The following is a 24,248-nucleotide window of genomic DNA, read 5'->3' as shown; positions in this document are numbered from 1 at the left end:
CGCTGTTCTACAATTTATCACTTCATTGTGAGCTATTAGTTAGTATAAGCACTTAAATCTGATAGTAAAATATAAACAAGCCACTATTCTTAAGGGGCGGTTTGATTTATTTTAAACCGTTCAGTTAGTCTGCATGTACAGCTTATTTACTACTTTGTTGGTTGGAGAAAGTGATGTTAAAGGAATTAACGCGTTATTGTGGTGCTCTGGGCTTAGCAGCATTGTTAGTCTGCGCTCCAATAACTTCGGCTATGGCAGTCGATTCTGGGAGTGACCAAGCTACCTTGTTGTTGGATAAATACCAGCGCCAGCAACAGCGAATCGAAAAAATAAAAGCCAATATCGACCAAGTCTCAAGCATTGAGCAGGCGGCTATATCTCACCGTTTGTTAGAACGCCATTTACATGCTTTTGAAACCATCAATCAGTTGTCTCAATATTTAATTGAGCAAAAGGCCTTAGGCTTAGCCGATGAGCAGGTGTTGGCTGAAGTTGAGCAAATTATTGCCCAAAATAACCAAGATTTAGTGAATGGTATCGAAAAGCAGCAGTTTGAGTTTAATAAGGCTTATGCCGAAGAAGAAGCTGATGGCATTAAAGCTTTCCAACTCTATATCGAGCACCTTGCTAGTTCAGACCTTATCTATACTGCCATGGTGCAGCAAATATCTAATCAGCAGGCTTTAGGTTTTAGTGTTGATAGTGAAAAAGAGTATTTGATCGATCGACTATATACCCGCGCCGAGTCTTTCTCTGGCATGGTGGGCTTAGTTGGTAAAAAGCGTGAAGAACTAGGCAAGCTAATTAAAATTACGCCAGACGATCAAAGCCTTAAAGACCAACTAGCGGTTGTTACCGAGCAGCTTGCTGTTGCCGGAGAAAGCTTTAAGTTAACCGTGGATTTGCTTACTCAGTTGGGCTTTAACGCATCTTTCTATCAGCAAACCTTGCTTAAGCTTGGTGGCCAAATTACTACCGATGTTCTGGATGTAAACATTTTAGGTGGCATAGCAAAACGTTGGTTAGAACGTTTATCTGAATACTTTGTAGAACACGGTGGTGAATGGATCTTCAAGCTGTTTTTGCTGGTGGCTATTTACTACATTTTCCGTTCTCTATCGCGTTTGGTGCGTAAACTTATGACTAAGAGTTTGGATTCTTCCAAACTAAATTTGTCGTCATTAATGAAAGACATGGTTATCTCCTCGGTCGCACGGGTGGTCATCATTATAGGAATACTGTTTGCGCTCGCCCAAGTGGGAATTTCGCTGGCACCTATCCTGGCTGGTTTAGGTGTGGCCGGTTTCATTATCGGTTTTGCTTTACAAGATACTCTAGGTAACTTTGCTGCTGGTTTGATGATTCTGATCTATCGTCCTTACGATGTAGGCGATATGGTAGAAGTGGGCGGAGGGGTATTTGGTAAGGTGAAAAGCATGAACCTTGTGTCTACCACTATTCTTACCATCGATAACCAAACATTGGTTATACCCAATAGCAAAATTTGGGGTGACGTTATTAAAAACGTTACTGCACAAAAGCTGCGTCGGGTGGACTTAGTATTTGGTATTGGTTACTCAGACGATATTGAAAAAGCTGAAGCGGTATTAAATGAACTGCTAGAAAAACACCCAATGGTATTGCCAGAACCAGAGCCAACGGTGAAGTTGCATGTACTTAACGAATCTTCAGTTGATTTCATTGTTCGCCCTTGGGTTAAAACCGATGATTATTGGGACGTATATTGGGATATTACCCGCGAAGTGAAAATGCGCTTCGACCGTGACGGTATCTCAATTCCGTTCCCGCAGCGCGATGTGCATTTTTATCCTGCCACTAGCGAAGCAGCGCAAATCGAGAAATAGCTAGGGTCTGTTGATCTTTGCTGATGGTTTTTGCAGCAATTTATTAGCTATTTAGGCAAGGCAGTGAGTGTGCAGTTAAGTGGGCTTAATAATCACTCGCTAACGCTGAATAAATGGCTAATAAATGCTGCCCGAAGGGTTCGGATAAGCGGACTTTACTCTTTGTTAAGCACTTCTTGCTTAGCCGACTAGGCTTCTAAGTGCTCGCCGCGATTAAAGCCCGCTTATCTCAAACAAAATTTCAACACCAAAGATCAACAGAGCCTAAAACATTAACTAAAAATCAAAGGCTTGGTTTTTATTTCCAAGCCTTTGTTGTTTTTGATTCTAGCTACCGCCGCTGAATAACTGGAAAATTCGGCTAAAATAAGTAAAATAGCGCTTCATTTTTGAGCAGAGGTTGTTGCAGTTCGTGAGTCGTCAACGCGCCCTAGAAAAAATAGCCAAGTGTTTAGAGTTGGGTAACTCCTCAAATGTACATGAGGCCGCTCAAGCTATTCGTATGGCTCATCGGCTTATGCTTAAACATGGCCTAGAACAAGCTGATATTGAGCTTATTCAAATGGGTAAAACCTCAACCCAAACCCTGCTACCTGCCAATGTAAGTGAAAATATTTTGCGGATTATCCGCGGCATTAATAGCCGTTTTGGGGTTGAAGCCGTGTTGGTTAATCACAAAGGTTTAAAACGCGCAGAGTTTGTTGGACATGCTGACCGTGCGGTATTTGCGGCTTTTGCTTTTGACATTGTTTATCGCGAAATGAACCAGCAAGTAGGCTCTTTTAGAAATAGCTTTGCCGGCTCGGGCACCGACAATGTAACAGTGGCGCGCCGAGTTACCTCGTTCACCGCTGGTTGGTTAGAAGGAGCGCTAGAAAAACTGCCCGACCTCACCACTAATGGTCGTAATGAACATATGGACGACTACCTTGATGAGATGTTTGAAAAGTTAGACCGCGAAACCTTTAAAGCTAAAATTAAGGCGTCGATGGGGCAACTTACCCCAGACTTTCAAACCGGCATGAAAAAAGGCCGAAAACTGTCAGTTAATCGGCCTGTCGAAGGTGCTAGAGCGGCTTCTCTACTTCGCTAGAATACAAGTACTTAGCTTACCTTTAGGATCTTACTGGTATTGGTATGACCGGTTTGGTCGAATACGTCGCCGTGGGTCAATATAACCAAGTCGCCTTTGCTCAAGTAACCTTGTTCTTTCAGCTGTTCTATCGCAATTTTTGACACTTTAATAATATCTTCGCTGCTTTCATCAAAGTGAATTGGGTATACACCGCGATACAAAGCACAGCGGCTTAAGGTATTGGCATGACGAGACAATGAGAATATTGGCAAGCCACTACTTAAGCGAGACATTAACAGTGGTGTGCTGCCGGACTCGGTTAACGCAATAATAGCCTTCATGCCCTTCATGTGGTTGGCAGCAAACATGGTACTCATGGCTACCGTTTCAGAAATACTCTCAAAGGTATCGTTAATGCGGTATTTAGAAACGTTAATGCTGCGTTGTTTTTCTGCCCCTAAACATACGCTGGCCATAGCTTGTACTGTTTCGATAGGGTATTGGCCTGCGGCGGTTTCGCCAGAAAGCATCACTGCATCGGTACCATCTAGCACGGCGTTGGCTACATCCATAACCTCAGCACGGGTTGGCATTGGTGCGCTAATCATCGATTCCATCATTTGAGTGGCGGTAATTACTGCTCGATTGTATTTTCGAGTGAGGCGAATAAGGGTTTTTTGTACACCCACTAATTCGGCATCGCCAATTTCTACCCCTAAATCACCACGTGCAACCATTACCGCATCAGACGCTTTAATAATATCGATCATCGCTTCTTCGGTTGCTACTGTTTCGGCGCGTTCTACCTTAGCAACCAATTTTGTGGCTAAACCTGCTTGTTGGGTAAGGCGACGAGCATAATGCATGTCTTCGCCACTATTGGGGAATGATACAGCTAGGTAGTCCACTTCAATTTTGGCCGCGGTTAAAATGTCGGCTTTATCTTTATCGGTAAGCGCAGCTGCAGATAAGCCACCGCCGAGTTTGTTTATGCCTTTGTTGTTAGATAAAACGCCGCCAATGGTGACTTCGGTAGTTACTTGGCTGTTTTTTACCGCCGTTACTTTAAGTTGAATACGGCCATCATCGAGCAATAAGATATCACCTGGTTCAACATCTTTAGGTAGGTGTTTGTAATCTAGGCCTACTTGTTTTTCATCGCCTAAACCTTTGTCTAGCTCACTATCTAAAATAAAGCTGTCGCCTACATTTAGGTTTACTTTTCCATCTTTAAAGGTGGAAACACGAATTTTGGGGCCTTGTAAGTCGCCCAGTATCGCAATGTGTAGTTTATGTTTGCTGGCTAATTCTCTCACTTTGGCTGCGCGTGCCAAATGATCTTCTGCGGTTCCATGAGAGAAGTTAAGGCGCACCATATTTGCACCACTCAATATCAGTTGTTCCAGTACATCGTCTCGGTCGGTGGCGGGGCCTAAAGTTGTGACTATTTTAGTACGTCTTAACATGTTGCTAATCCTTAAAAATTGATGAGATGTTTGCTTGAATTCGCTGATGCTGATTTAAGTATATGTAAACCAGCTTGTCCCTTGGTTTTTTTTTGTCTCTCAAGTACATTGCGCATTAGGGATATTATTTGCTGTGGGGTGACAGAATGAAACAGGCAATCTTGGCAGAAATGAAGGTTTTGCCAGAAATTGATCCAGAGTTTGAAGTTAAACGTCGAATCGACTTTATAAAAGCGCGTTTAAAACAAGCTGGTTTAAAAACACTAGTACTTGGTATTAGTGGCGGTGTTGATTCAACAACCACTGGTCGCTTAGCGCAGTTGGCAGTTGAACAGCTTAATAATGAGAGTGATAGTCAAGACTACCGCTTTATTGCCATGCGCTTACCTTTTGGTGAGCAAAAAGATGAAGCCGATGCACAACTAGCCTTAGGGTTTATTAAACCCTCACATATTGTTACCACTAATATCAAAGCAGGTACCGAAGGCTTGCATACTAGTGCTAGTGAAAGTTTGGTGGCTGCTGGTTTAGATTTACCTGCCCAAGCTGCAGTAGATTTTGCCAAAGGCAATGTTAAGGCTCGTATGCGCATGATTGCCCAGTATGAAATAGCTGGCTTAAGTGGTGGCCTGGTTATTGGAACCGATCACTCAGCTGAAAACTTAACGGGTTTTTACACCAAGCATGGTGATGGTGCGTGTGATTTAGTGCCTATCTTTGGTTTAAACAAACGCCAAGTTCGTCAGGTTGCAGACTATTTAGGCGCACCAGAAAAGCTGATTGGTAAAGCGCCAACGGCCGATCTTGAAGAAGACCGTCCGCAATTACCCGATGAAGTGGCATTAGGTGTTACTTACGACCAAATTGATGACTTCTTGGAAGGTAAGAAAGTAGCCGACGAAGTTGAGCAAAAACTTATTGGCATTTACCAACGTACCCAACATAAACGTCAGGCTATTCCTACCATTTACGACTAAGCCTGTAATAGTAACAAATTAAGCCGAAGTGATTAGGCTTCGGCTTTGTTTGATCTGCATCTTGTATTGCTGAGTCTACATGTTGTCTAATTGCAGCCGAATTTTTAGAGGAGCTTGCTTTGGGCAACGCCATCATATTTAGTCTTGATCTATTTGGTACCGCAATATTTGCCATTTCTGGGGTATTGATAGCTAGTCGTCGCCGAATGGATTTGTTTGGTGCCTTGGTGCTTGCCTGTGTTACCGCCATTGGTGGCGGTACTATCCGCGATATGGCTTTAGGTGCTAGCCCAGTATTCTGGGTAGAGAACGGTTTGTATTTATGGGTAATTCTTGGAGCTAGTTTAGGCTCGGTATTATTGCTTAATAACTTTCCTACGCCTCCTCGCTGGTTACTGCCGGTAGCTGATGCTATAGGTATGGCGGTATTTATGGCGATTGGTGCTAACAAAGCCTATCAATATGGGTCGCCAATGATTGTAGCCGTTACCATGGGAGTGATTACCGCCTGTGGTGGAGGCATGATCCGTGATGTATTGGCTAATCAAGTTCCTTTAGTACTGCAACGTGAGGTGTATGCCACTGCTTGTATTGTTGGTGGACTGGTTTGGGTGGCTGCTTTATACCTACAGTTTTCGGATACTATTGCTACAAGTGCTTGTATTTTGACCGCTTTGCTCATTCGTTTAGTGGCCATTCGCTACCATTTATCCCTACCTAAGCTTGCCAAAAATCGTTAGTTAGCGATAAATGCCGATAGATGGTGTGAGATATCTCTTACAAGCTTGTGCGTTAAAAGCAGCTTTGCTTACAGTTGTTAAAAATAAATTTTCTTTTAAATTAATGGTTTAGTGTTTTTGTAAGAATTTGTAAGTAAAAAAATGAAAGTTTTTTGCTTACGCGGCTTTTTCTCAAACTTAGATTCCGTATAGTTGTTTGTGCACGGAGGCACTGACGTTTATCAGGATGAGAAACGTAGCAGGAGCTAAAAAGGAACAGCTACAGGAAGTAGCAAGGGACACCTCCTAGGAAGGAGACGTGCAACTGGTATGGATGACCGGTTATGCCATAGAAGGCTAAAGGACAGCTCAAAGGATTTGAGAAAAGGATAACTACAGGACGTAGTAACACAGTCAAAAAGGATTGCAGGGAGCAACTACCCGTTCACGGATTTGAGCGATATGACTACTAGGGGCGACACGAAAGTGTCGCCCCGACCTTTTTCTAAACCCAGCCAAGCGCTGGGTTTTTTATTGTCTGAACTTTTCCATCGATTTTAGATGAATAGTTAAGATTAAAAGTGTTTTATTAGGTTTTTATTCTTTTAAGGCGTCTTTGTTTAGACTTATTGAGAATTTTAGCGTGCTGAATTTAGATGCTTGTTTGGCGATCGACCAAAGGCCGTGTGAGAGATCGACCATTCAAACAAGCCGATAAGTCTCTTTGTTTATGAGCGTGAAAAATATTTTTTATTTATTATTCAATGGTTTATTGTTTTTTACCTCTTAAGTAATAGTTTTATTTAGATGTTTTTGTTTCTGGCCTACTGGGCTTTAGTTGGGATGAGCGTAAAGTATCAACCATCAGGACGAACCAAGATTCAGGAAGAATTAGGCAGGACGCCGAGGTATTTAGGACGCAGCGCTCAGGATGAGCAGGCTTATCAAGGTAGATGAGTTTGGATGTCAGCATAGGATTGCTAGAAAGCAAAATACCAAATAGCTTCAGGACGAAGTATAGGGATACCTCCAGGACGGAGAGAGCAAGTGTTTAGGATGAACACTTATGCCATAGAAGGCTAAAGGACAGCCCAAAGGAACTGGGAAGAGGAAACGCTAAGGAATAGTGTGAAACAGTCAAAAAGGATTGCAGGGAGCAATTAACGTTCATGGAATAGAGCGATATGACTACTAAGAGGGCGACACGTATGTGTCGCCCTTTTTCTTTGCCTGCTATTTATTGTTAGGGTTTATTACCTATCTGCAGAGCTTTTAATGGATAACCTGTAATTGGTTGGATTTTTATATTGTTAATCTTGATCTGGTAGTTTCTTTATCTGCTATTGCCTGTGTGAGAGATCCGCCCGAGCTGTAGCGGGTAATTTCACTTGTTTAATAAGCCTTAACTAAACTAAGTTTATATATTTCAATGTCTTATGTTTTTTATCATGGTTTTTTGTAGCTAAAACCAAAATTATTTTATCTTGGCTACTGGGATTAAGGGCTCATCGGCGTAAAGTATCAACCATCAGGACGAGCCAAGGCTTAGGAAGAGTCAGGGCAAGATGCCAAGGTATTAGGAAGCATTGCTTAGGAAGAGCAGGTTTATCAAGGTAGATAAACTTTAGGATGTCAGCACAGGAGTGCTAGAAAGCAAAATACCTCAAACTTTCAGGATGAAGTTAAAGGATACCTCCAGGACGGAGAGAGCAAGTGTTTAGGATGAACATTTATGCCATAGAAGGCTAAAGGATAGCTCAAAGGAACTGGGAAGAGGAAACGCTAAGGATTAGTGTGCAACAGTCAAAAAGGATTGCAAGGAGCAATTACTGTTCACGGAAAAGAGCAATATGACTACCTAAAAAGGCGACACATTTGTGTCGCTTTTTTTCATTTTTGCGAAACTAAGATTGCGAATGTTGCCACCAGCTGTTTTTGCTCATCAAGCATATCAATATGATTAAGCTCGCTAAGCCCGCTAAGGTGTGAGCAATAATAATCGCCAAAAATATTACTTTGCTGCTTCCCCACATTGCCCCGATATAAATAGCTGGCAACATAAAACCAAATAACCTAATTAAGTTTATTGCCATTGCTAACAGTGGCTTAGCTAAGGCATTTAAGGTTTGGGCTAGCAATAAAGGGACAGCCATCATGCCGTAGCAAAAAGGTACTAACTGTAAGTAATATTGGCTAAGTTCAGCCACTTCAGCATCGTGATTAAAGCTATAACTCACTAAAGGGGCCAAGGCGTACATTGCGATAGCCAGCAATAGTTGCCAAACCACCGCTAGCCTAATGGCATGATGAACGATTTGCTGGGCGCGTTGTGCTTTGCCCGCTCCTACATTTTGTCCAACTAACATCGGAATCACCGAGTTAATCGCCATCACTCCAATAAATAATAAGGCTTCTACCCGGGTAGCAAAGCCATAGGCTGCTACGGTTGCTGTACCAGCACTGGCTAATATTACCAAAGTAATGGTGGTAGCTATGGGAGTAAGCAGCTGAGAAAACACCGCAGGAATGGCGATGCTAAGCAGCTTTTTCCAAGAGGTGAAAAGCTGTTGAATGGTGCAAACTTCAAAACGTAGTAGTTTTAATTTAAAACTAAGTAAATAAACAGCAACACTAAACGTGAGTGCCCAAGCTACAGCAGTGGCTAAAGCGGCACCTTGCACCCCCATGGCAGGCACAGGCCCCCAGCCAAAAATAAAAATAGGGTCCAATATGCCATTTACGATACCAGCAACCAGCATCACTATACTGGGGGTTTTACTGTCGCCACTCGCTCTTATGGCGCTATTGCCCACCATGGGTATCACTAATAGCGGAACCGAGAGATACCAAATTTGCATATATTGCTCAATATAGGGCATTACTGGTAATTCGGCGCCTAAGTGGCTGAAAAGAGGATAAATGCTGATATAACCCAAGCCGGCAATAGCAACAATTAGCAGTAGGCTAAACAATAAACTATGGCTAGTGAGCTGGGCGGCTTGCTGATGTTGACGAGCCCCCAGTAGCCGTCCTACATGGGACGACAAGCCAATGCCTAAGCCCATAGCAACACTGGTGATGGCAAAGGTAATGGGAAAAGTAAAAGATACGCCAGCCAACGCATCGGTGCCGAGCATGGCAACAAAAAAGGTATCAACAAGGTTAAAAAAGATGATCGCAAAAATGCCAACTAAGGTTGGACTGGCCTTATTGATAATAAGCGGCGTGATGGGGGCATCAAGCAAATACTGGCGTTGTTGTTCCATTAACTTGCAGCTGGGAAATCGAGGCTCCAGTATACGTGGCTCAAAGGCTAAGCGAAAGAATCTGCATTAAGCCTTAAAAACTGCCAATAATTGTTTAAATTTTAATCGTTATTGTTGTTTTTAAGAGCAGAAAACGGTAAATTGCGGCTTCCTTAATAGCGAGAGAAGTTATGTCTCAGTTTGACAGTATTCGCCCTTATCAAGATTCTGAAGTAAAAAGTACACTGCAACGCCTCATTAATGATCCCGAATTTATCACTACTTTAATTAAGTTTCGTTACCCTAAAGCCAGTGGTGCCTTTCTCTCGCTAACGTCTTTTGCCTTGCGCCAAGTGCTTAAATTTAAAGTAAGAAACGTAAAAAGTGTTTACGACTTTCAAATAATGGTAGAGCGCTATATGGCGCACATGATCAAAACTACGACTTCGCAACTAAGCTCTAGTGGATTAGACAGCCTAGATTTATCTAAGCCGCACTTGTTTATCTCAAATCATCGCGATATTGCGCTAGACCCTGCTTTTGTGAACTACTTGCTGCATATAAATGGCCAAGACACGGTACAAATTGCCATTGGTGACAATTTATTGAGTAAGCCTTGGGTGTCTGACTTAATGCGCCTTAACCGCAGTTTTATTGTTAAGCGTTCAGCTACTGCTAAACGTGAAAAGCTGGCTAACTTAAAAGAGTTATCTGCGTATATTCAACATACCCTAGCGAGCACTGGCGACCATATTTGGATTGCTCAGCGTGAGGGGCGCGCCAAAGATGGATTAGATCTGACTAACTCGGCACTTATTTCTATGCTGGCTTTAAACAAACCTAAGCAGCAAGAATTTGCCGATTACATCAAAGAGCTAAATATTGTTCCTGTGTCTATTTCTTATGAATTTGACCCTTGTGATGTGGCTAAAGCTAATGAGTTGGTGTCGCAAAACCAACATGGCGAATACCAAAAAGAAGAGCATGAAGATATTTACAGCATCTCTCGCGGTATTGTTGGCCAAAAAGGTCGAGTGCATGTGCATTTTGCAGAACCACTAGCCGGTGAATATGAAAATGCCAAAGACGTGGCAGAAGCTTTAGATAAAGCGATTATTGGCAATTACCAGCTTATGCCTACCAACTGGATTGCCCTTGGTGATGCCATCCCAGAAGAAATTCCTGCTAACGAATTAGCTGAAGCAAAGCGCTATTTTGAAGCGAAGACTCGCGATATTAGTGCAGAGGTCCGATCTCAGCTGTTCGAAATGTACGCTAACCCTATTCGTGCTAGACAGCAACTGTCTGAATAATAAGGTTAATAAATTGTTCATATAGCTTTGGCACTATAGGTGCATACCCCTAATTAGGTATCAAAATTTAGGGGTATGATATGTTCCGTACAAAAACTAGCCAAACTATTGCCAATGTATTGTCTGACCAAGAAAAATTAGAACAGCTATTGTCGTTGATGTTGCCTGACGAAGTATCTGAGCTTGACCAACTTGGCGCACAGCATTGCCGCAGAAAACGCCAAGCTAGTGGGCGTTCGCACTCAATTTCGGCTAAATTTTAGTCATTATCTGTTAATAAACTTACTGTGTAATAAGCTGTTACTGATAAACTATAGCGAAAGAGCCAACTAATAGGCTTTTCATCTCAGTTAATAGCAAAAATAAGACAGCACAGTATATGGCCACAAAAACTCAAGCGGGTGTTTCATTTCCACTCGGCGCGACTTACCAAGGTAAGGGCGTTAATTTTAGTATTTTCTCTAAAAATGCTACGGGAGTTACCCTTCTATTATTTAAAGAAGTTAACTCTCGTAAGCCTTTTGCCGAGTTCCCTTTAGACCCAAATACCAACAAAACAGACCATTACTGGCATATTTTTGTTGAAGACCTAGAAGTAGGAACGCTCTACGGCTTTCAAGTAGACGGTCCTTGGCAACCAGAGCGCGGTTTGCGCTTTGACTCAAGTAAAGTTCTGCTTGACCCTTACGCCAGAATCACCCATTTCCCAGATAACTATTTACGTCAGGTTGCGTCACGCCATGGTCATGTAAATACTAACCAATGTATTAAAGGTGCAGTGGTAGATTTGCGTGGTTTTGATTGGCAGGGCACGCAGCCAATTAAACGCTCATTGCAAGATACCGTTATTTACGAAATGCATGTAGCGGGCTTTACTAAGCACCCGTCTTCAGGTGTAGCGGAGCATAAACGCGGTACTTACGCTGGCGTTATCGAAAAAATTCCTTATCTAAAAGAGCTGGGCATTACCGCTATTGAATTAATGCCGGTGCAGCAGTTTGACTTACAAGATGCACCGCTGGGTAAGCAGAACTATTGGGGTTATAGCCCAATTAACTTCTTCTCCCCACATACAGCTTACAGCTCCGACAAAAGTGTCTGTGGCGCCTTTAACGAATTTAGAACCATGGTGCGTGAGCTGCATAAAGCCGGCATTGAGGTGATATTGGATGTGGTGTTTAACCACACCGCAGAAGGCGGGCACGACGGTCCAACGCTCAGCATGAAGGGTTTGCAAAACGATACCTACTACATGCTAGAAAACGAAAAGCGTTGGTACAGTAACTACTCGGGTTGTGGTAATACTTGTAATGCTAACCACTCGGTAATGCGCCGTATGATCCGTGATGCACTGCGTTTTTGGGTAAACGAAATGCATGTAGATGGTTTCCGCTTTGATTTAGCCTCGGTACTGGCGCGTGACTCTAAGGGTCATGTAATGAAAGAGCCACCACTGCTATGGTCGATTGATTCAGATCCTTCTTTAGCTGGCACTAAAATCATTGCCGAAGCTTGGGATGCCGCGGGCCTTTACCAAGTAGGCGAATTTGTAGGTGACCGCTGGAACGAATGGAACGGTAAGTTCCGCGATGATGTGCGCTCGTTCTTTAGAGGGGATTCTGGTGTAACGGGTAAGTTTGCTTCACGCTTATTGGGTAGCCCAGACATTTACTACAAAGAAAACCACTCGCCGCAACGCTCGGTTAACTTAGTCACTGCGCATGATGGATTTACCTTAAACGATCTAGTGAGCTACAACGACAAGCACAACCTAGAAAATGGTGAAAACAACCGTGATGGTGATAACCACAACATTAGTTATAACCACGGTGTAGAGGGGCCAACCCTAAACCCAAAAATCAATGATCTGCGTGAACAGCAAATGAAGAACTTCTTTGCTACTTTGTTGCTCTCTTTAGGTACGCCAATGATTACCATGGGCGATGAAGTAAAACGCACTCAAAACGGTAATAACAATGCTTACTGCCAAGATAACGAGTTATCCTGGTTTGACTGGAGCTTAGTGGACAAAAACCAAAACTTGCTGCGCTTTGTTCAAGAGATGATTAAGTTACGTCGTTATGACGATGTGCTTGAAGAGAAGATCCACTTGAGCCTATCGGATGTGATTCATGATGCCAATATTGAATGGCATGGTGTGCATCAAGGTCAGCCCGATTGGTCTGAACATAGTCACTCTATTGCGGTTACTTTGTTAGATCCATACTCAAAAGACCGCTTATACATGGTGTTTAACTCCTACTGGGAAGAGTTAGAGTTTGAAGTACCATGTATTGAAGGACATTGGTTTAAGCTTGTTAATACCGCAGCCAAACCGCCAGAAGATGTTTATGACTTTAAAACAGCGCCTATGTTAGAAACAGGCTCGGTTAAAGTGGCTGCACGTTCGGTAATGGTATTTGTGGCCAACCCACAAATTGAAAAACGTAGCGAGAGAGTTTAACTCGCTGCCTTACTAGTTTGTGCAGGGCAATAAAACTTTGCCCATGAAGAATGGGTAGTGTGTGAATAGCTAAACACGCTACCCAACATTAATACCAATAACAGTACTCTTACACCCATCGAAAAAAACGCCATTGTGTTGCCCTCTTTGCCTCCATCCGTGTGACTTGTTTGCCATTATGATTTGCTAGTTTGAGGCTAGTATCTAACGAAAGTTTCATTATTTTAATAAGTTATGGACTTTTGTTTGATAAAAGTGAGCTAGGTTGGATTTTTATTCTAATGTTACAAAAAATGCTTTGTTCGTGAAAAGTCAATTTAATTTGCCGTTATAGGGATAATACAAGCTCTTAATTCACCCTGTTTCACAAATTTAGAAAGTAACTTTAGGCGCTATATGAACAAGCAATCTGGTTTTACTCTCATCGAATTAGTAATAGTAATTATCATTTTGGGAATACTCTCTGTAGTGGCTGCACCAAAGTTCCTAAATCTTCAAAGCGATGCAAAAAAAGCGACCTTAGAGGGGGCTGCCGCTGCAGTAAAAACCTCTGCTGATTTGGTATTTAACCAAGCAGCTATTGATGGCCTAGAGCAAGAGTCACGTGCAGAGGTAGAAACGAGCTTGGGTATTGTAGAAGTAAAAGATGGTTACCCAGAGGCGCACGGTGAAGACTACCTAGGTATGGAGTCATTGATTGAAACTGACTTAGAAATGCAGTTTGTGGATGGCAGTTCACGCTTGTATATCGGTTATGTCTCTGGCGATAAAGATGTTAATGATAGCGGATGTTTTGTTACTTACACTGAAGCGGGAGGAACCCTTAACCCTAGTGAGTCAAACTACCTGGTTAGTATTGACGACAGCGAGTGTTAAGCGCCGAATGAAGAACATGCATATTGAAAAATTAACAAAAACTATCAAAATGCGAACCATGGTTGTTCGTGCCATGTTTGCTTCTATCAGTTTGTTGTTGCTGGTTTCAGCCTCTTTAGAAGCAAAACCTTTTCTACTGGGTTAACTAGAACAAACCTAATTGCGCAGAGGTTATTTGCTCAAAATCCAAATCAATGAAGGGCAAAATAGCATCGGCAATCGGCTGTAGTTGTTTGTCTAAGTAATGTTGATAGTCGATTTGGCTAACTCGGTTAGTTAGCGGCTCGGGCCCATTTATGGTCATCCAATAGGCAATACTGCCTTTATTTTGATATTGCAGTGGCTTGCCTAGGGCTTGGTTATGTTCGTCGGCGAGCCGCGCTGCCCGCACCTGTGGCGGCACATTCTTCACGTACTCGGCTAACTTGCGGCGTAAACGCTTACGGTAAATAAGTTGCTGGTCGTACTCGCCAGCCATTAGCTTATCCACGGTATCGAGAACAAACTGGCGTGGGTCTTGGTCGGAAAATACTCGCTCGAGCAAACCAGTTTGAAATATCTTCGCCATCTCTGTCCAATCTGAACGTACGGTTTCTAAGCCTTTAATGACTAACTGCTTATCGTTGGTTAAACCTGCATAACGCTTTTTACTGCCGGTTTCAGAGCCGCGAATGGTTGGCATTAAAAAGCGAGAAAAATGAGTCTCAAACTCAATTTCTAGGTGACTATCTAACTGCATTTCTGAGGCTAGCTTGTGCTGCCAATATTGATTTATACCTTGCGCCAGTTGTTGGCCTATTTGTTTGGCTTGCTCTGCGTTCAAATCTTGATTTAGCCACACAAAGGTAGAGTCGGTATCACCATAAATCACTTCATGGCCCTGCTCGCTGATCCACTCTGCTGTTTCTTGCATTAGCTGGTGGCCGCGCATAGTGATTGAGCTGGCTAAGCGGGGATCGTGAAAGCGACAACCAGTAGAGCCTAGCACTCCATAAAAACTATTCATTAAAATTTTGATCGCCTGCGAGCGAGCGCTGTCATGATCGGCCTTGGCTTGATCGCGCTGCAGCCAAAGCTGATTAATGATTTCTGGTAAAAAATGTTTATCGCGGCTAAATACTCCGCCTCTAAAGCCTTCAATGGCATTGTCTGGGCTAGCTAGCCCTTCAATTAAGCCCAGCGGATCAATTTTAAAGGTACGAATGATAGAGGGGTACAGGCTCTTAAAATCGAGTACCAGCACATTGTTATACAAGCCTGGCTTAGAGCTCATCACATAACCGCCGGGACTATCGGCGATAAAGTCTCGGGTAAGATTTGGCGCTACATAGCCAGCTCGGTGCAATTTAGGCAAATACACATTGGTAAAGGCGGCCACCGAACCGCCACTTCTATCCAGCATTAGGCCAGTAAGTTGGCTGCGCAAACATAGGTACTCAAGGATTTGTGTATGCTGGAAGATGTCTAACACCAACTTACAGTCTTCGAGGTTGTAGGCGGCAAGCTGGGGTTTGTTGTGGGCAAAATTATGGTTAATTTCAGCCATACGATCATGCACTTCGTCTACCAACTTGCCGCGCTTAAGTAGTTGCTGGGCAACGTTTTCCAAGCTAAAACTATCGAAGTGATAAGTGGCTGATTTTAGTGCGTCTATGCCGTCCACTACTACGCGCCCAGGAATGCTAACAAAACCTGTTTGCTCGTTATCGCTACGCTCGCGCCAACGCGCCACGCCTTGTTGGCGGCCTAGCGCCAGTTTTATTCCATGCAAAGCGGCGCGTTTAACCAGCAACCTAAAATCAAAATTGATGACATTCCAACCAATTATGATGTCCGGGTCGAGTTTTTCTATTACTAGCTCAAGCTGTTTTAGTAAGGCGTACTCATTGGCCAACCAGGTAATTGGCGTATCAGCGGCTTGTTCACTGCCAATCATAAGCACTTGCTGAAAGTGCTCACCGTATAACCCAATCGAGTAAAGTTGGCCTTTTTCACTGCACTCTATGTCTAGCGATAGCACCGACAGCTTAGGTGTATATTGGGCCGTTTTTATTTTGGCTTGTTGCCAAGCGGGGTAACGTGGATTACTCCCTTGGCTGCCAGCAAAAGCCATGCTGCCATAACAAAAGCGTTCAGTAAGAAAGCGTTCATGTAATTTTATGTCGTGTTCAAAGCAGCTTAATCCGGCTTGCTGTAAGCTTTGTGCGGCGCGGTAATGCGCATCGATACTGGCAAAGTACAAGGCAGTAATAGGCTGATGCTGGAAGGTGTTTAACGCTACGCTTTGGTGCTTAAGCAAGTGCTCGCCAACAATTTCAAGCACGGCATCTAGCTCACTACTTAACACAAAAAATACCGGCTGCTGGTCACTTACCTCTAAACACACCGGGCCTTGGTCACTGGCTAACCAAAGCTGAATATAAGCCCGACCTTGACGATCGTAACTGTTGGCGGTGAGTAAAAAACCTTGTCCTTGCCGCTGCTGGCTTGGCACTGTAAGCCCTCGGTACTGCATTATGCTTGGCAACTTAGCACAAAGCCGAGTGGCATAGCTAATATCCACCAGCATCTTTATTTTGTTTAACTAGGCATTTGTGAATAGTGGTTTCTGCCAAGGTGCTAATAGACAGCGCAGCCATTTAGCTGCACAGTTAAGCTAAAGCCTTTTAGTGAGTGGTAGAATGACAAGTCAATTTGAGCGAATGATGGCGGGTTTAAGTTTTAACCGTTGGGATAAAGACCTAGGCGAGCGTCGTTTAGCTACCCGGCAAATTACTCATAAGTTTAATCAAACTGCACCAGAGCAAAACCAACAGCGCGAAGCGCTAGTGCGTGAGCTGTTTGTTAAGGTGGGTAAAAACATCGAGGTTTGCCCGCCACTCACCGTGGATTATGGCGACACAGTGTTTATCGGCGACGATGTATTTATTAATACCAACTTTACCTTGGTGAATTCGGGAAAAATTACTATTGGTGATCGGGTGATGATTGCACCGAACGTAAGTTTGTTTTCGATTAACCACGCCTTAGATCCTGAGCTACGCAAAACCTACATTAATCAGCAAGGTGAGCGAGAAGTAATTGACTACCCAGCGCCCATCACTATTGGTGACGATGTATGGATCGGTGGTCATGCAGTAGTTCTGGCGGGTGTAACGGTGGGTAATGGCTCGGTTATCGCCGCCGGTGCTGTAGTGACTAAAGATGTGCCAGCAGGCGTATTAGTGGGAGGCAATCCGGCTAAGGTTATTCGCGAGATACAAGCGGGGGAAACGGTGCGCCAAGCAAGAGCTTAATGCTTGCGAGCTTTATTTTGCAGCTTACTGATTTATCTCAGAGATTAAAAAAAGCTGGCCTAGGCCAGCTTTTTACATTTAACGCAAAGATAAGCAGTAAGGCTTAGCTCCAAGCTTTAAAGGTATTAATCAAACCATTGGTTGAGCTGTCGTGGCTGCTTACTTCGCTGCCATCTTTTAGCTCTGGTAAAATTTGGTTAGCTAGCTGCTTACCTAGTTCTACGCCCCATTGGTCGAAGCTGAAGATGTTCCAGATAATGCCTTGTACGAAGATTTTGTGCTCGTACATAGCAACCATGGCACCCAATGAGCTAGGGGTGATTTTCTTAACCAAGATAGAGTTAGTTGGCTTGTTACCTGTGAATACTTTAAATGGCGCTAGTTCTGCTACTTCTTCCGCTGATTTACCAGCTGCTACTAGTTCTGCTTCTACGGTTTCGCGTGACTTACCAAAAGCCAAGGCTTCGGTTTGAGCGAAGAAGTTAGACATTAGCTTAGCGTGGTGATCCGATAATGGATTGTGGCTAGTGGCTGGTGCAATAAAGTCACATGGAATTAGCTTAGTACCTTGGTGAATCAGCTGGTAGAAGGCGTGTTGGCCGTTGGTACCTGGTTCGCCCCAAATAATTGGGCCAGTTTGGTAATCAACAGGGTTGCCATTGCGGTCTACGTTTTTACCGTTAGATTCCATGTCGCCTTGCTGGAAGTAAGCAGCAAAGCGGTGCATGTATTGGTCGTAAGGTAGAATAGATACGCTTTCTGCACCAAAGAAGTTGTTGTACCAAATGCCTAACAAACCAAGAATAACCGGTAGGTTTTGCTCTAGCTCGGCTTCTGCGAAGTGCTTGTCCATAGCGTGTGCGCCATCTAACAACTCAATAAAGTTGTCGTAGCCAACAGTAAGGGCAATCGATAAACCAATCGCTGACCAAGAAGAGTAACGACCGCCTACCCAATCCCAAAACTCAAACATGTTGTCGGTATCAATACCAAACTCGGCAACAGATTTAGCGTTAGTAGACAGTGCAGCAAAGTGCTTAGCTACGTGAGCTTGGTCGCCAGCAGCAGCTAGGAACCAATCGCGCGCGCTGTGGGCGTTAGTCATGGTTTCTTGGGTAGTGAAAGTTTTAGACGCTACTAAGAACAAGGTAGTTTCTGGGTCTACTTGCTTTAGGGTTTCGGCAATATGAGTGCCGTCTACGTTTGATACGAAGTAGGTAGTAATGTTTTCTACTTTGTATGCGCCTAGTGCTTCAGTAATCATTACTGGGCCTAGGTCTGAACCGCCAATACCAATGTTTACAATGCTTTCAATTGCTTTGCCGGTGTAACCTTTCCATTCGCCAGAATGTACTTTTTCACAGAAGCCTTTCATTTTTTCTAGCACAGCGTTTACTGCTGGCATTACGTCTTCGCCGTCTACCATTACTGGGGTATTGCTGCGATTACGTAGCGCGGTATGTAGTACCGAGCGGCCTTCTGTTTGGTTGATTTTCTCACCAGAGAACATGGCTTTAATTGCGCTATCTAGCTTGGTTTCTTTAGCTAGTGCAACTAACTGCTGCATGGTTTCTTCAGTGATTAAGTTTTTAGAGTAATCTAATAAGATTTGCTCGTTAAACTCTACTGAGAAGCGATTGAAACGGTCTGCGTCAGCGGCGAATAGCTCGCTAAGTTTAACCTCTTTTTGTGCTTCAAAATGCGCTTGTAACGCTTTCCAAGCCTGTGTAGTTGTTGGATTGATATTGTCCAGCATTGACCTTGTTCCTTAGATGCTTTACCTAGTTGACCGAGTTGCAAGTTTATTGACCAGTACTTGCGGGTAGCACTTTACCCTTTCTGGGAAAAAGGACGCAAGCAATCAGATCAATATTGTGCAAAAGCTTGCGACCTATTTTAGCTAAGTTTGACCATTTTGTATTAAAACTGCGCGCTGTGTTGGTGTTTATCCATTTTTTATCAAAGGGTTTTTCTGTTCTCGCTATTCAAGTTGTTGCTACAATGCCCACAAATTATTCGCCTCTCACCTGCAAGGGATCTGTTTTTGCGCAATGTGCAGTTACAAGTAAACACCGAAAACGCCCGTTATTTACTTAACAATGGGCGTTTAGTGGCGTTAATGACCGTTGCGTATAGCCTTATTTGGTGGTGTTTGTTTGCGCCTAGCCTTTCTTCAAGCCTGCATTTGCTGTGGCTGTTTTGCATGTTGGCTTTATCGGCCGTGTTTTACTTTTTTGCGCGTATTCAAAGCGAAGTGATTGACGATTTTGTCCCGGCGCCGCAACTAACGCGTTATTTTAGTTTGGCTACCAGTTCTGGGGTGCTTTGGGCGGTAGGTATTCTGCTATTTATGCCGGTGTTACCTGCTTCCGAGCGTTTATTATTGGTGGTGCTGGTGGGCGCGTTGTTGTCGTTGGTGGTGGTGCCAAACTTACTAAGTATTCGCAGCTTTAACGGTTTTAGCATTCCATTGTTATTAGCGCTGTTGGTTTCTATGGTGGGGGCTAGCCGAACCGAGTGGGTGGCTTGTTTGGTATTACTGCTAAGCTGGGGAGTACTAAATATTGTGTTACGCCGCGCCGAAACCTTGGTTAAGGCTAATTTTTCTGAAGGTGCGCTAAATAGGGCCAAAGCTTTAGAGTTGGCCGACAGCCATGCTTTAATGCGCCATCAAAGTGAGCGAGACGCACTCACCGGCCTGTATAACCGGGCTATATTTGAGCAAACACTGGCTTTACATTGGCGTTTAAGCAGCCGGGCAAATACTTCCTTAAGTTTATTGCTGATCGATGTTGATTTCTTCAAGCCTTATAACGATCATTACGGTCATGTTGCAGGCGATCAATGTTTAAGCAAAGTTGCTAATTTGTTTACTCAAGCCTTGCAGCGTGAAGATGACATTGTTGCCCGCTATGGCGGCGAAGAGTTTGTAATGGTATTGCCCAACACCGATACCAAAGGCGCATTGCAAGTTGCTGCAAGAGTTAGAACACTAATGGCCGAGGCTAAATTGCGCCACGAGTATTCGACCGCAGCCAGTTATGTGACCGTGAGCATTGGTATTTCTTGTTTAATTCCAGTGGCTCAGCAAAGCACCAAAGAGATCGTAGATAAAGCCGATAAGGCACTATATAGAGCCAAGCAGTTAGGTAGAAACCAAGCTGTAGTGGCCGCCCGTGGAGAAGTATAATGAGTATGCAGTTGCATCGTATTGAAGAATTAATCGATTTACTCACACCGGTTTGGAAACAACAACCGGAGCTTAACTTAGTAGAAATTATCACTCAAATAGCCGACCAAGCTGGGAACAATAAACCCTTGAGTGAACTGACCGATGACGTGCTTATTTACCAACTTAAAATGCTTACAATTGGTAAAGACGAGATGATTCCTGGCATCGCAAAAGATTGCGAGGATGATTTTAAAACCGCCTTATTAAAAGCACGTGGCGTAAAAGTTTAATTTCTTAAGTGGCAATTGCGTCTGCAATTGCCGTTTTTGCTTAAGCAAAGGCATTAGTCACATCAGTGCCTCCCCTCATAAGGATTGAGTGATGAGTGAACGTATTCCTGTTAAAGACGTCAGCCCCAAACCTCGCGCGGCTAAAAAACGTGCTCCGGTAGATCGTTACAACCCCCAAGAACAAATTTATGTGCGTGAGCAAAAAGGTGTATTTCAACGCTTGCGTAAGTACATGGGCTGGTTTTTTATAGCGGCTTTTGTGATTGTGCCTTTTATTCCTTACGGCGATCGCCAAGCAATTTTGCTAGATATGGGGGCGCGTCAGTATCACTTTTTTAGCTTAACCCTGTGGCCACAAGATTTATTGCTATTGGCTTGGTTCTTCATTATTGCTGCCTTTGCTTTGTTTTTTATTACCACCTTTTTAGGCCGAGTATGGTGTGGTTACTTGTGTCCGCAAACGGTGTGGACCTTTATCTTTATCTGGTTTGAAGAAAAGATTGAAGGCAGCGCCAATAAGCGTAAAAAGCTAGATAAATCGCCCTGGAGCTTTAACAAAATTTGGCGAAAAACAGCCAAACACACTGCATGGATTGCGGTGTCGGTATTTACCGCTTTGTCGTTTGCCGCTTACTTTGTGCCCGTTAAGCAGCTGTGGTGGGACTTTTTCACGCTAAATGCCAGCGGTGCGGTTAACTTTTCGGTGATTTTCTTTACCGTAGCAACTTACGCTAACGCCGGTTGGATGCGCACCATTGTATGTACTCACATGTGCCCCTATGCGCGTTTTCAGTCAGCGATGTTTGATAAAGACACCTTTATTGTGGGTTACGATGTTGAGCGAGGCGAAAGCCGCGGCCCACGTAAGCGCAATGCCGACCACAAAGCTTTGGGTTTGGGCGATTGTGTAGATTGTGATTTGTGTGTGCAGGTATGCCCTGCAGGCATTGATATTCGCGAAGGTTTGCAATACGAATGTATTAACTGTGGTGCTTGTATTGATGCCTGTGACCAAACCATGGAGCGGATGAACTACCCGAAAGGCTTAATTCGCTACACTACCGAGCATAACTTGGCGGGGCAAAAAACCGATGTACTGCGGCCTAAGCTGATCGGTTATGGGGTGGTGTTAAGTGCCATGCTGGTCGCTTTTGTATTCACCTTGCTTAACGTGAAGCCGATGCAGTTAGATGTGTTGCGTGATCGTTCTTCTTTGTACAATGAAACCTCTGAAGGTTTGGTAGAAAATACCTACACCTTAAAGGTGATTAACAAATCCTCTGAAGCACGCGAGTTCCACTTAAGTGTGCGTGGTTTAGAAGAAGTTGAATGGATAGGCCAGCAAATTGTCACAGTAAAAGGTGGCGAAGTGTTTAGTTTGCCTATTTCACTGGCAAGCGACCCTTACTTGTTGTCTCGCTCGATCACCGATATTGAGTTTGTATTAGAAAGTGGCGATGACCAATTTATCCAAGCTAGTCGCTTTATTAGTGGCGGTTAACAGGGTGTTGGAGAATAAAGTTTGAAACTGGTTCTGGCGTGTTTTGCGTTGTTGTTAGTGCTGCCTTATTTGCTGGCAGCACTCGGTTCGGCAGCGCGAAAGCGCCAGTTAGGCACAATAGATAACCAAGATCCCCGCCAACAATCCCAATTGTTAAACAGCCTTGGCCAACGCATCTATGCTTCTCAACAAAATGCTTGGGAAGCCTTAGCTTTGTTTACCGGCAGTTTGCTAATAGCCCATCTTGCAGGGCTTGATTTTAGCCGTATTCAATATGCCGCTGTGTTATTTACTGCTACCCGCTTGTTGCACCCTTGGGTATACGTATTTGGCTTTGCTACCTTGCGTTCGTTGCTAATGCTGGTGGCTTGGTTAAGCTGTATTTATATTGTGGTTCAAGCCTTTTATCAGCTACCTGCTTAGCGCTGGCTAGAGAACTTGTTTTACTGCTAAACTGCGCCGATAACCTCTTGTAAAACTGCCGAGCCATGAGCGCCTTTCTATTTGCCGATTTACACCCCGACACTATTCTTGATGCTATTGAATCTCAAGGTATTTTCCCTAGTAGTGGTTTGTTGGCTTTAAACTCTTACGAGAACCGGGTTTATCAATTTCAAGCCGAAGATGGGCTGCGTTATGTGGTGAAGTTTTATCGGCCAGAGCGTTGGAGCCAAGCCCAGATTCTCGAAGAACATCAATTTAGTTTATCGATGGCAGAAGTAGATGTGCCGATTGTGGCACCGCTAGTGCGAGATGGTCGCAGCTTGTTTGATTATCAAGGTTGGTTGTTTACCATTTTCCCTAGTGTTGGGGGACGCGGCTTTGAGGTAGATAACCTCGACCAAATCGAGCGTGTTGGCCAATACCTAGGGCGCATGCACCAGAAAGTGGGCAGTAAACTGTTTGAGCACCGCTTATCTATTAATACCGAAGAGATGCTCGACCAGCCGTTGGAGTTATTACGTGATTGGCTACCCGAGGGTTTGGCACTGCCATTTTTTACCGTAGCTGAGCAAGTAGCCGAAGCGGCAAAGGCGGCCTATAAACCTAAAACCATTATTCGTTTACATGGTGATTGCCACCCTAGCAACATATTGTGGCGTGATGGTCCGATGCTGGTGGACTTAGATGATGCGCGTAATGGCCCTGCTGTGCAAGATCTATGGATGATGCTGGCTGGAGATGACAATGAGCGCCGCCTGCAATTAGAAGTTCTATTAGAAGGCTATGAGGCCTTTTGTGAATTTGATAGCAGTGAGCTGGCCTTAATTGAGCCGCTGCGCGCTATGCGAATGATTCACTACATGGGCTGGTTAGCACGGCGCTGGCAAGATGCAGCCTTTCAACGCGCCTTTCCTTGGTTTAACTCGCAACGTTATTGGGAAGACCAAATACTCGCGCTTAAAGAACAGCTTTCGGCTCTGCAGCAAGCGCCATTGTCTTTAACTCCCGGTTATTGAGGACTGTTATGAGTGTAGAAATAGAACGCAAGTTTTTGGTTAACAGCGATGCATTTGTTAAGCAAGCGAGTGAGCAAACCCGAATTGTACAGGCTTACTTAAACAGTGATAAACAACGTACTGTACGAGTGCGTGTTCGCGGTGAGCAGGGTTTTCTTACCATTAAAGGTAAAAGTAATCAGTCGGGTTTAAGCCGCTATGAATGGGAGAAAGAAATTCCCCTGAGCGAAGCCGAGCAGCTATTAGCACTGTGTGAGCCTGGCGCCATTGATAAAGTTCGCTACTTAGTGCCTGTTGCACAACATGTATTTGAAGTGGATGTATTTGCTGGAGATAACCTCGGCTTAATTGTTGCCGAAGTAGAGCTGAGCAGCGAGCAAGAAAGCTTTGCAAAGCCCGACTGGCTGGGGCAAGAGGTCACAGGGCAAGCTAAATACTATAACTCTCAACTTAGCTTAAATCCTTTCAAAAACTGGTGATAAACAGAGTGTTTGTTCACATTACTTCGGCTTATTTTCGATTTGTACTG

The 24,248-nt window shown here is 43.9% G+C and carries 19 protein-coding genes; 15 read left to right on the top strand and 4 right to left on the bottom strand.

Annotation, left to right across the window (positions count from 1 at the left end; all coding sequences use genetic code 11):
* Window positions 1-173 precede the first annotated feature (173 nt).
* Both OV592_RS21480 and OV592_RS21475 read left to right on the top strand, forming a co-directional pair.
* Complete coding sequence (locus OV592_RS21480; protein ID WP_406609960.1) at window positions 174-1,865, top strand: mechanosensitive ion channel family protein; 1,692 nt, start codon at window positions 174-176, stop codon at window positions 1,863-1,865.
* Between the two features lie 412 nt (window positions 1,866-2,277).
* Window positions 2,278-2,958: a DUF2786 domain-containing protein gene (locus OV592_RS21475; RefSeq protein ID WP_016400243.1), complete on the top strand. Its 681-nt coding sequence runs from the start codon at window positions 2,278-2,280 to the stop codon at window positions 2,956-2,958.
* Between the two features lie 11 nt (window positions 2,959-2,969).
* On the opposite strand, the gene pyk is transcribed toward OV592_RS21475, so the two are convergent.
* Window positions 2,970-4,406: a pyruvate kinase gene (gene pyk / locus OV592_RS21470; protein WP_406609958.1), complete on the bottom strand. Its 1,437-nt coding sequence runs from the start codon at window positions 4,404-4,406 to the stop codon at window positions 2,970-2,972.
* Between the two features lie 146 nt (window positions 4,407-4,552).
* Here pyk and nadE point away from each other — a divergent pair, with 146 nt between their 5' ends.
* Window positions 4,553-5,383 carry an ammonia-dependent NAD(+) synthetase gene (gene nadE, locus OV592_RS21465; protein WP_406609957.1) on the top strand — a complete coding sequence of 277 codons (831 nt, stop codon included), beginning with the start codon at window positions 4,553-4,555 and terminating at the stop codon, window positions 5,381-5,383.
* 119 nt (window positions 5,384-5,502) lie between these two features.
* A complete protein-coding gene (locus OV592_RS21460) occupies window positions 5,503-6,123 on the top strand; it encodes a trimeric intracellular cation channel family protein (RefSeq protein ID WP_016400240.1) in 621 nt (206 codons plus the stop codon).
* Between the two features lie 1,883 nt (window positions 6,124-8,006).
* Here the strand turns inward: OV592_RS21460 and OV592_RS21455 are convergent.
* Window positions 8,007-9,368 (bottom strand): MATE family efflux transporter, encoded by a 1,362-nt coding sequence (locus OV592_RS21455; protein ID WP_406609956.1) that lies wholly within the window; start codon window positions 9,366-9,368, stop codon window positions 8,007-8,009.
* Between the two features lie 170 nt (window positions 9,369-9,538).
* Here OV592_RS21455 and OV592_RS21450 point away from each other — a divergent pair, with 170 nt between their 5' ends.
* From OV592_RS21450 to OV592_RS21435, 4 genes are all read left to right on the top strand, one after another.
* Window positions 9,539-10,660, top strand: coding sequence for a 1-acyl-sn-glycerol-3-phosphate acyltransferase (locus OV592_RS21450; protein ID WP_406609955.1), 1,122 nt, complete (start codon window positions 9,539-9,541; stop codon window positions 10,658-10,660).
* 80 nt (window positions 10,661-10,740) lie between these two features.
* Complete coding sequence (locus OV592_RS21445) at window positions 10,741-10,923, top strand: hypothetical protein (protein WP_016400237.1); 183 nt, start codon at window positions 10,741-10,743, stop codon at window positions 10,921-10,923.
* Between the two features lie 116 nt (window positions 10,924-11,039).
* On the top strand, window positions 11,040-13,124 hold the full coding sequence (gene glgX, locus OV592_RS21440) for a glycogen debranching protein GlgX (protein ID WP_016400236.1): 2,085 nt from the start codon (window positions 11,040-11,042) through the stop codon (window positions 13,122-13,124).
* A 396-nt stretch (window positions 13,125-13,520) separates the two neighbouring features.
* Window positions 13,521-14,000, top strand: coding sequence for a prepilin-type N-terminal cleavage/methylation domain-containing protein (locus tag OV592_RS21435; protein WP_016400235.1), 480 nt, complete (start codon window positions 13,521-13,523; stop codon window positions 13,998-14,000).
* A 145-nt stretch (window positions 14,001-14,145) separates the two neighbouring features.
* Here OV592_RS21435 and OV592_RS21430 read toward each other — a convergent pair whose 3' ends face one another.
* On the bottom strand, window positions 14,146-16,515 hold the full coding sequence (locus tag OV592_RS21430; protein ID WP_406611454.1) for a DNA polymerase II: 2,370 nt from the start codon (window positions 16,513-16,515) through the stop codon (window positions 14,146-14,148).
* 166 nt (window positions 16,516-16,681) lie between these two features.
* On the opposite strand from OV592_RS21430, the gene OV592_RS21425 reads away from it, so the two are divergent.
* On the top strand, window positions 16,682-17,296 hold the full coding sequence (locus OV592_RS21425; RefSeq protein ID WP_406609954.1) for a sugar O-acetyltransferase: 615 nt from the start codon (window positions 16,682-16,684) through the stop codon (window positions 17,294-17,296).
* 103 nt (window positions 17,297-17,399) lie between these two features.
* Here OV592_RS21425 and pgi read toward each other — a convergent pair whose 3' ends face one another.
* Window positions 17,400-19,052 carry a glucose-6-phosphate isomerase gene (pgi, locus tag OV592_RS21420; protein ID WP_406609953.1) on the bottom strand — a complete coding sequence of 551 codons (1,653 nt, stop codon included), beginning with the start codon at window positions 19,050-19,052 and terminating at the stop codon, window positions 17,400-17,402.
* Between the two features lie 297 nt (window positions 19,053-19,349).
* Between pgi and OV592_RS21415 the strand changes: the two genes are divergently transcribed.
* The 6 genes from OV592_RS21415 to OV592_RS21390 all read left to right on the top strand — a co-directional run bounded on the left by OV592_RS21415 (window position 19,350) and on the right by OV592_RS21390 (window position 24,198).
* Window positions 19,350-20,486 (top strand): diguanylate cyclase, encoded by a 1,137-nt coding sequence (locus OV592_RS21415; protein ID WP_338626454.1) that lies wholly within the window; start codon window positions 19,350-19,352, stop codon window positions 20,484-20,486.
* 5 nt (window positions 20,487-20,491) lie between these two features.
* Window positions 20,492-20,758, top strand: a complete 267-nt coding sequence (locus OV592_RS21410; RefSeq protein WP_040306803.1) for a YihD family protein — start codon at window positions 20,492-20,494, stop codon at window positions 20,756-20,758.
* Window positions 20,759-20,849: 91 nt separating this feature from the next.
* A complete protein-coding gene (ccoG, locus tag OV592_RS21405; RefSeq protein ID WP_406609952.1) occupies window positions 20,850-22,259 on the top strand; it encodes a cytochrome c oxidase accessory protein CcoG in 1,410 nt (469 codons plus the stop codon).
* A gap of 21 nt (window positions 22,260-22,280) precedes the next feature.
* Window positions 22,281-22,682 (top strand): MAPEG family protein, encoded by a 402-nt coding sequence (locus OV592_RS21400; RefSeq protein WP_338622796.1) that lies wholly within the window; start codon window positions 22,281-22,283, stop codon window positions 22,680-22,682.
* Window positions 22,683-22,747: 65 nt separating this feature from the next.
* A complete protein-coding gene (locus OV592_RS21395) occupies window positions 22,748-23,719 on the top strand; it encodes a serine/threonine protein kinase (RefSeq protein WP_152785129.1) in 972 nt (323 codons plus the stop codon).
* An 8-nt stretch (window positions 23,720-23,727) separates the two neighbouring features.
* The gene (locus OV592_RS21390; RefSeq protein WP_016400225.1) at window positions 23,728-24,198 is read left to right on the top strand and encodes a CYTH domain-containing protein; all 471 of its coding nucleotides are present in this window, start codon (window positions 23,728-23,730) and stop codon (window positions 24,196-24,198) included.
* Window positions 24,199-24,248 lie beyond the last annotated feature (50 nt).

It is taken from the genome of Agarivorans sp. JK6 (assembly GCF_045277145.1).
GTDB classification, from domain to species: Bacteria; Pseudomonadota; Gammaproteobacteria; order Enterobacterales; family Celerinatantimonadaceae; genus Agarivorans; species Agarivorans albus.
Note: the sequence above shows the minus strand (reverse complement) of the source record. Positions and strands in the feature narration are given on the sequence as shown.

Excerpts from the sequence above, each read along its gene's own strand:
- OV592_RS21480 (WP_406609960.1), top strand. The coding sequence starts at position 174 with ATGTTAAAGGAATTAACGCGTTATTGTGGTGCTCTGGGCTTAGCAGCA.
- pyk (WP_406609958.1), bottom strand. The coding sequence starts at position 4,406 with ATGTTAAGACGTACTAAAATAGTCACAACTTTAGGCCCCGCCACCGAC.
- nadE (WP_406609957.1), top strand. The coding sequence starts at position 4,553 with ATGAAACAGGCAATCTTGGCAGAAATGAAGGTTTTGCCAGAAATTGAT.
- OV592_RS21455 (WP_406609956.1), bottom strand. The coding sequence starts at position 9,368 with ATGGAACAACAACGCCAGTATTTGCTTGATGCCCCCATCACGCCGCTT.
- OV592_RS21450 (WP_406609955.1), top strand. The coding sequence starts at position 9,539 with ATGTCTCAGTTTGACAGTATTCGCCCTTATCAAGATTCTGAAGTAAAA.
- OV592_RS21445 (WP_016400237.1), top strand. The coding sequence starts at position 10,741 with ATGTTCCGTACAAAAACTAGCCAAACTATTGCCAATGTATTGTCTGAC.
- glgX (WP_016400236.1), top strand. The coding sequence starts at position 11,040 with ATGGCCACAAAAACTCAAGCGGGTGTTTCATTTCCACTCGGCGCGACT.
- OV592_RS21435 (WP_016400235.1), top strand. The coding sequence starts at position 13,521 with ATGAACAAGCAATCTGGTTTTACTCTCATCGAATTAGTAATAGTAATT.
- OV592_RS21430 (WP_406611454.1), bottom strand. The coding sequence starts at position 16,515 with ATGCAGTACCGAGGGCTTACAGTGCCAAGCCAGCAGCGGCAAGGACAA.
- OV592_RS21425 (WP_406609954.1), top strand. The coding sequence starts at position 16,682 with ATGACAAGTCAATTTGAGCGAATGATGGCGGGTTTAAGTTTTAACCGT.
- pgi (WP_406609953.1), bottom strand. The coding sequence starts at position 19,052 with ATGCTGGACAATATCAATCCAACAACTACACAGGCTTGGAAAGCGTTA.
- OV592_RS21410 (WP_040306803.1), top strand. The coding sequence starts at position 20,492 with ATGCAGTTGCATCGTATTGAAGAATTAATCGATTTACTCACACCGGTT.
- ccoG (WP_406609952.1), top strand. The coding sequence starts at position 20,850 with ATGAGTGAACGTATTCCTGTTAAAGACGTCAGCCCCAAACCTCGCGCG.
- OV592_RS21395 (WP_152785129.1), top strand. The coding sequence starts at position 22,748 with ATGAGCGCCTTTCTATTTGCCGATTTACACCCCGACACTATTCTTGAT.
- OV592_RS21390 (WP_016400225.1), top strand. The coding sequence starts at position 23,728 with ATGAGTGTAGAAATAGAACGCAAGTTTTTGGTTAACAGCGATGCATTT.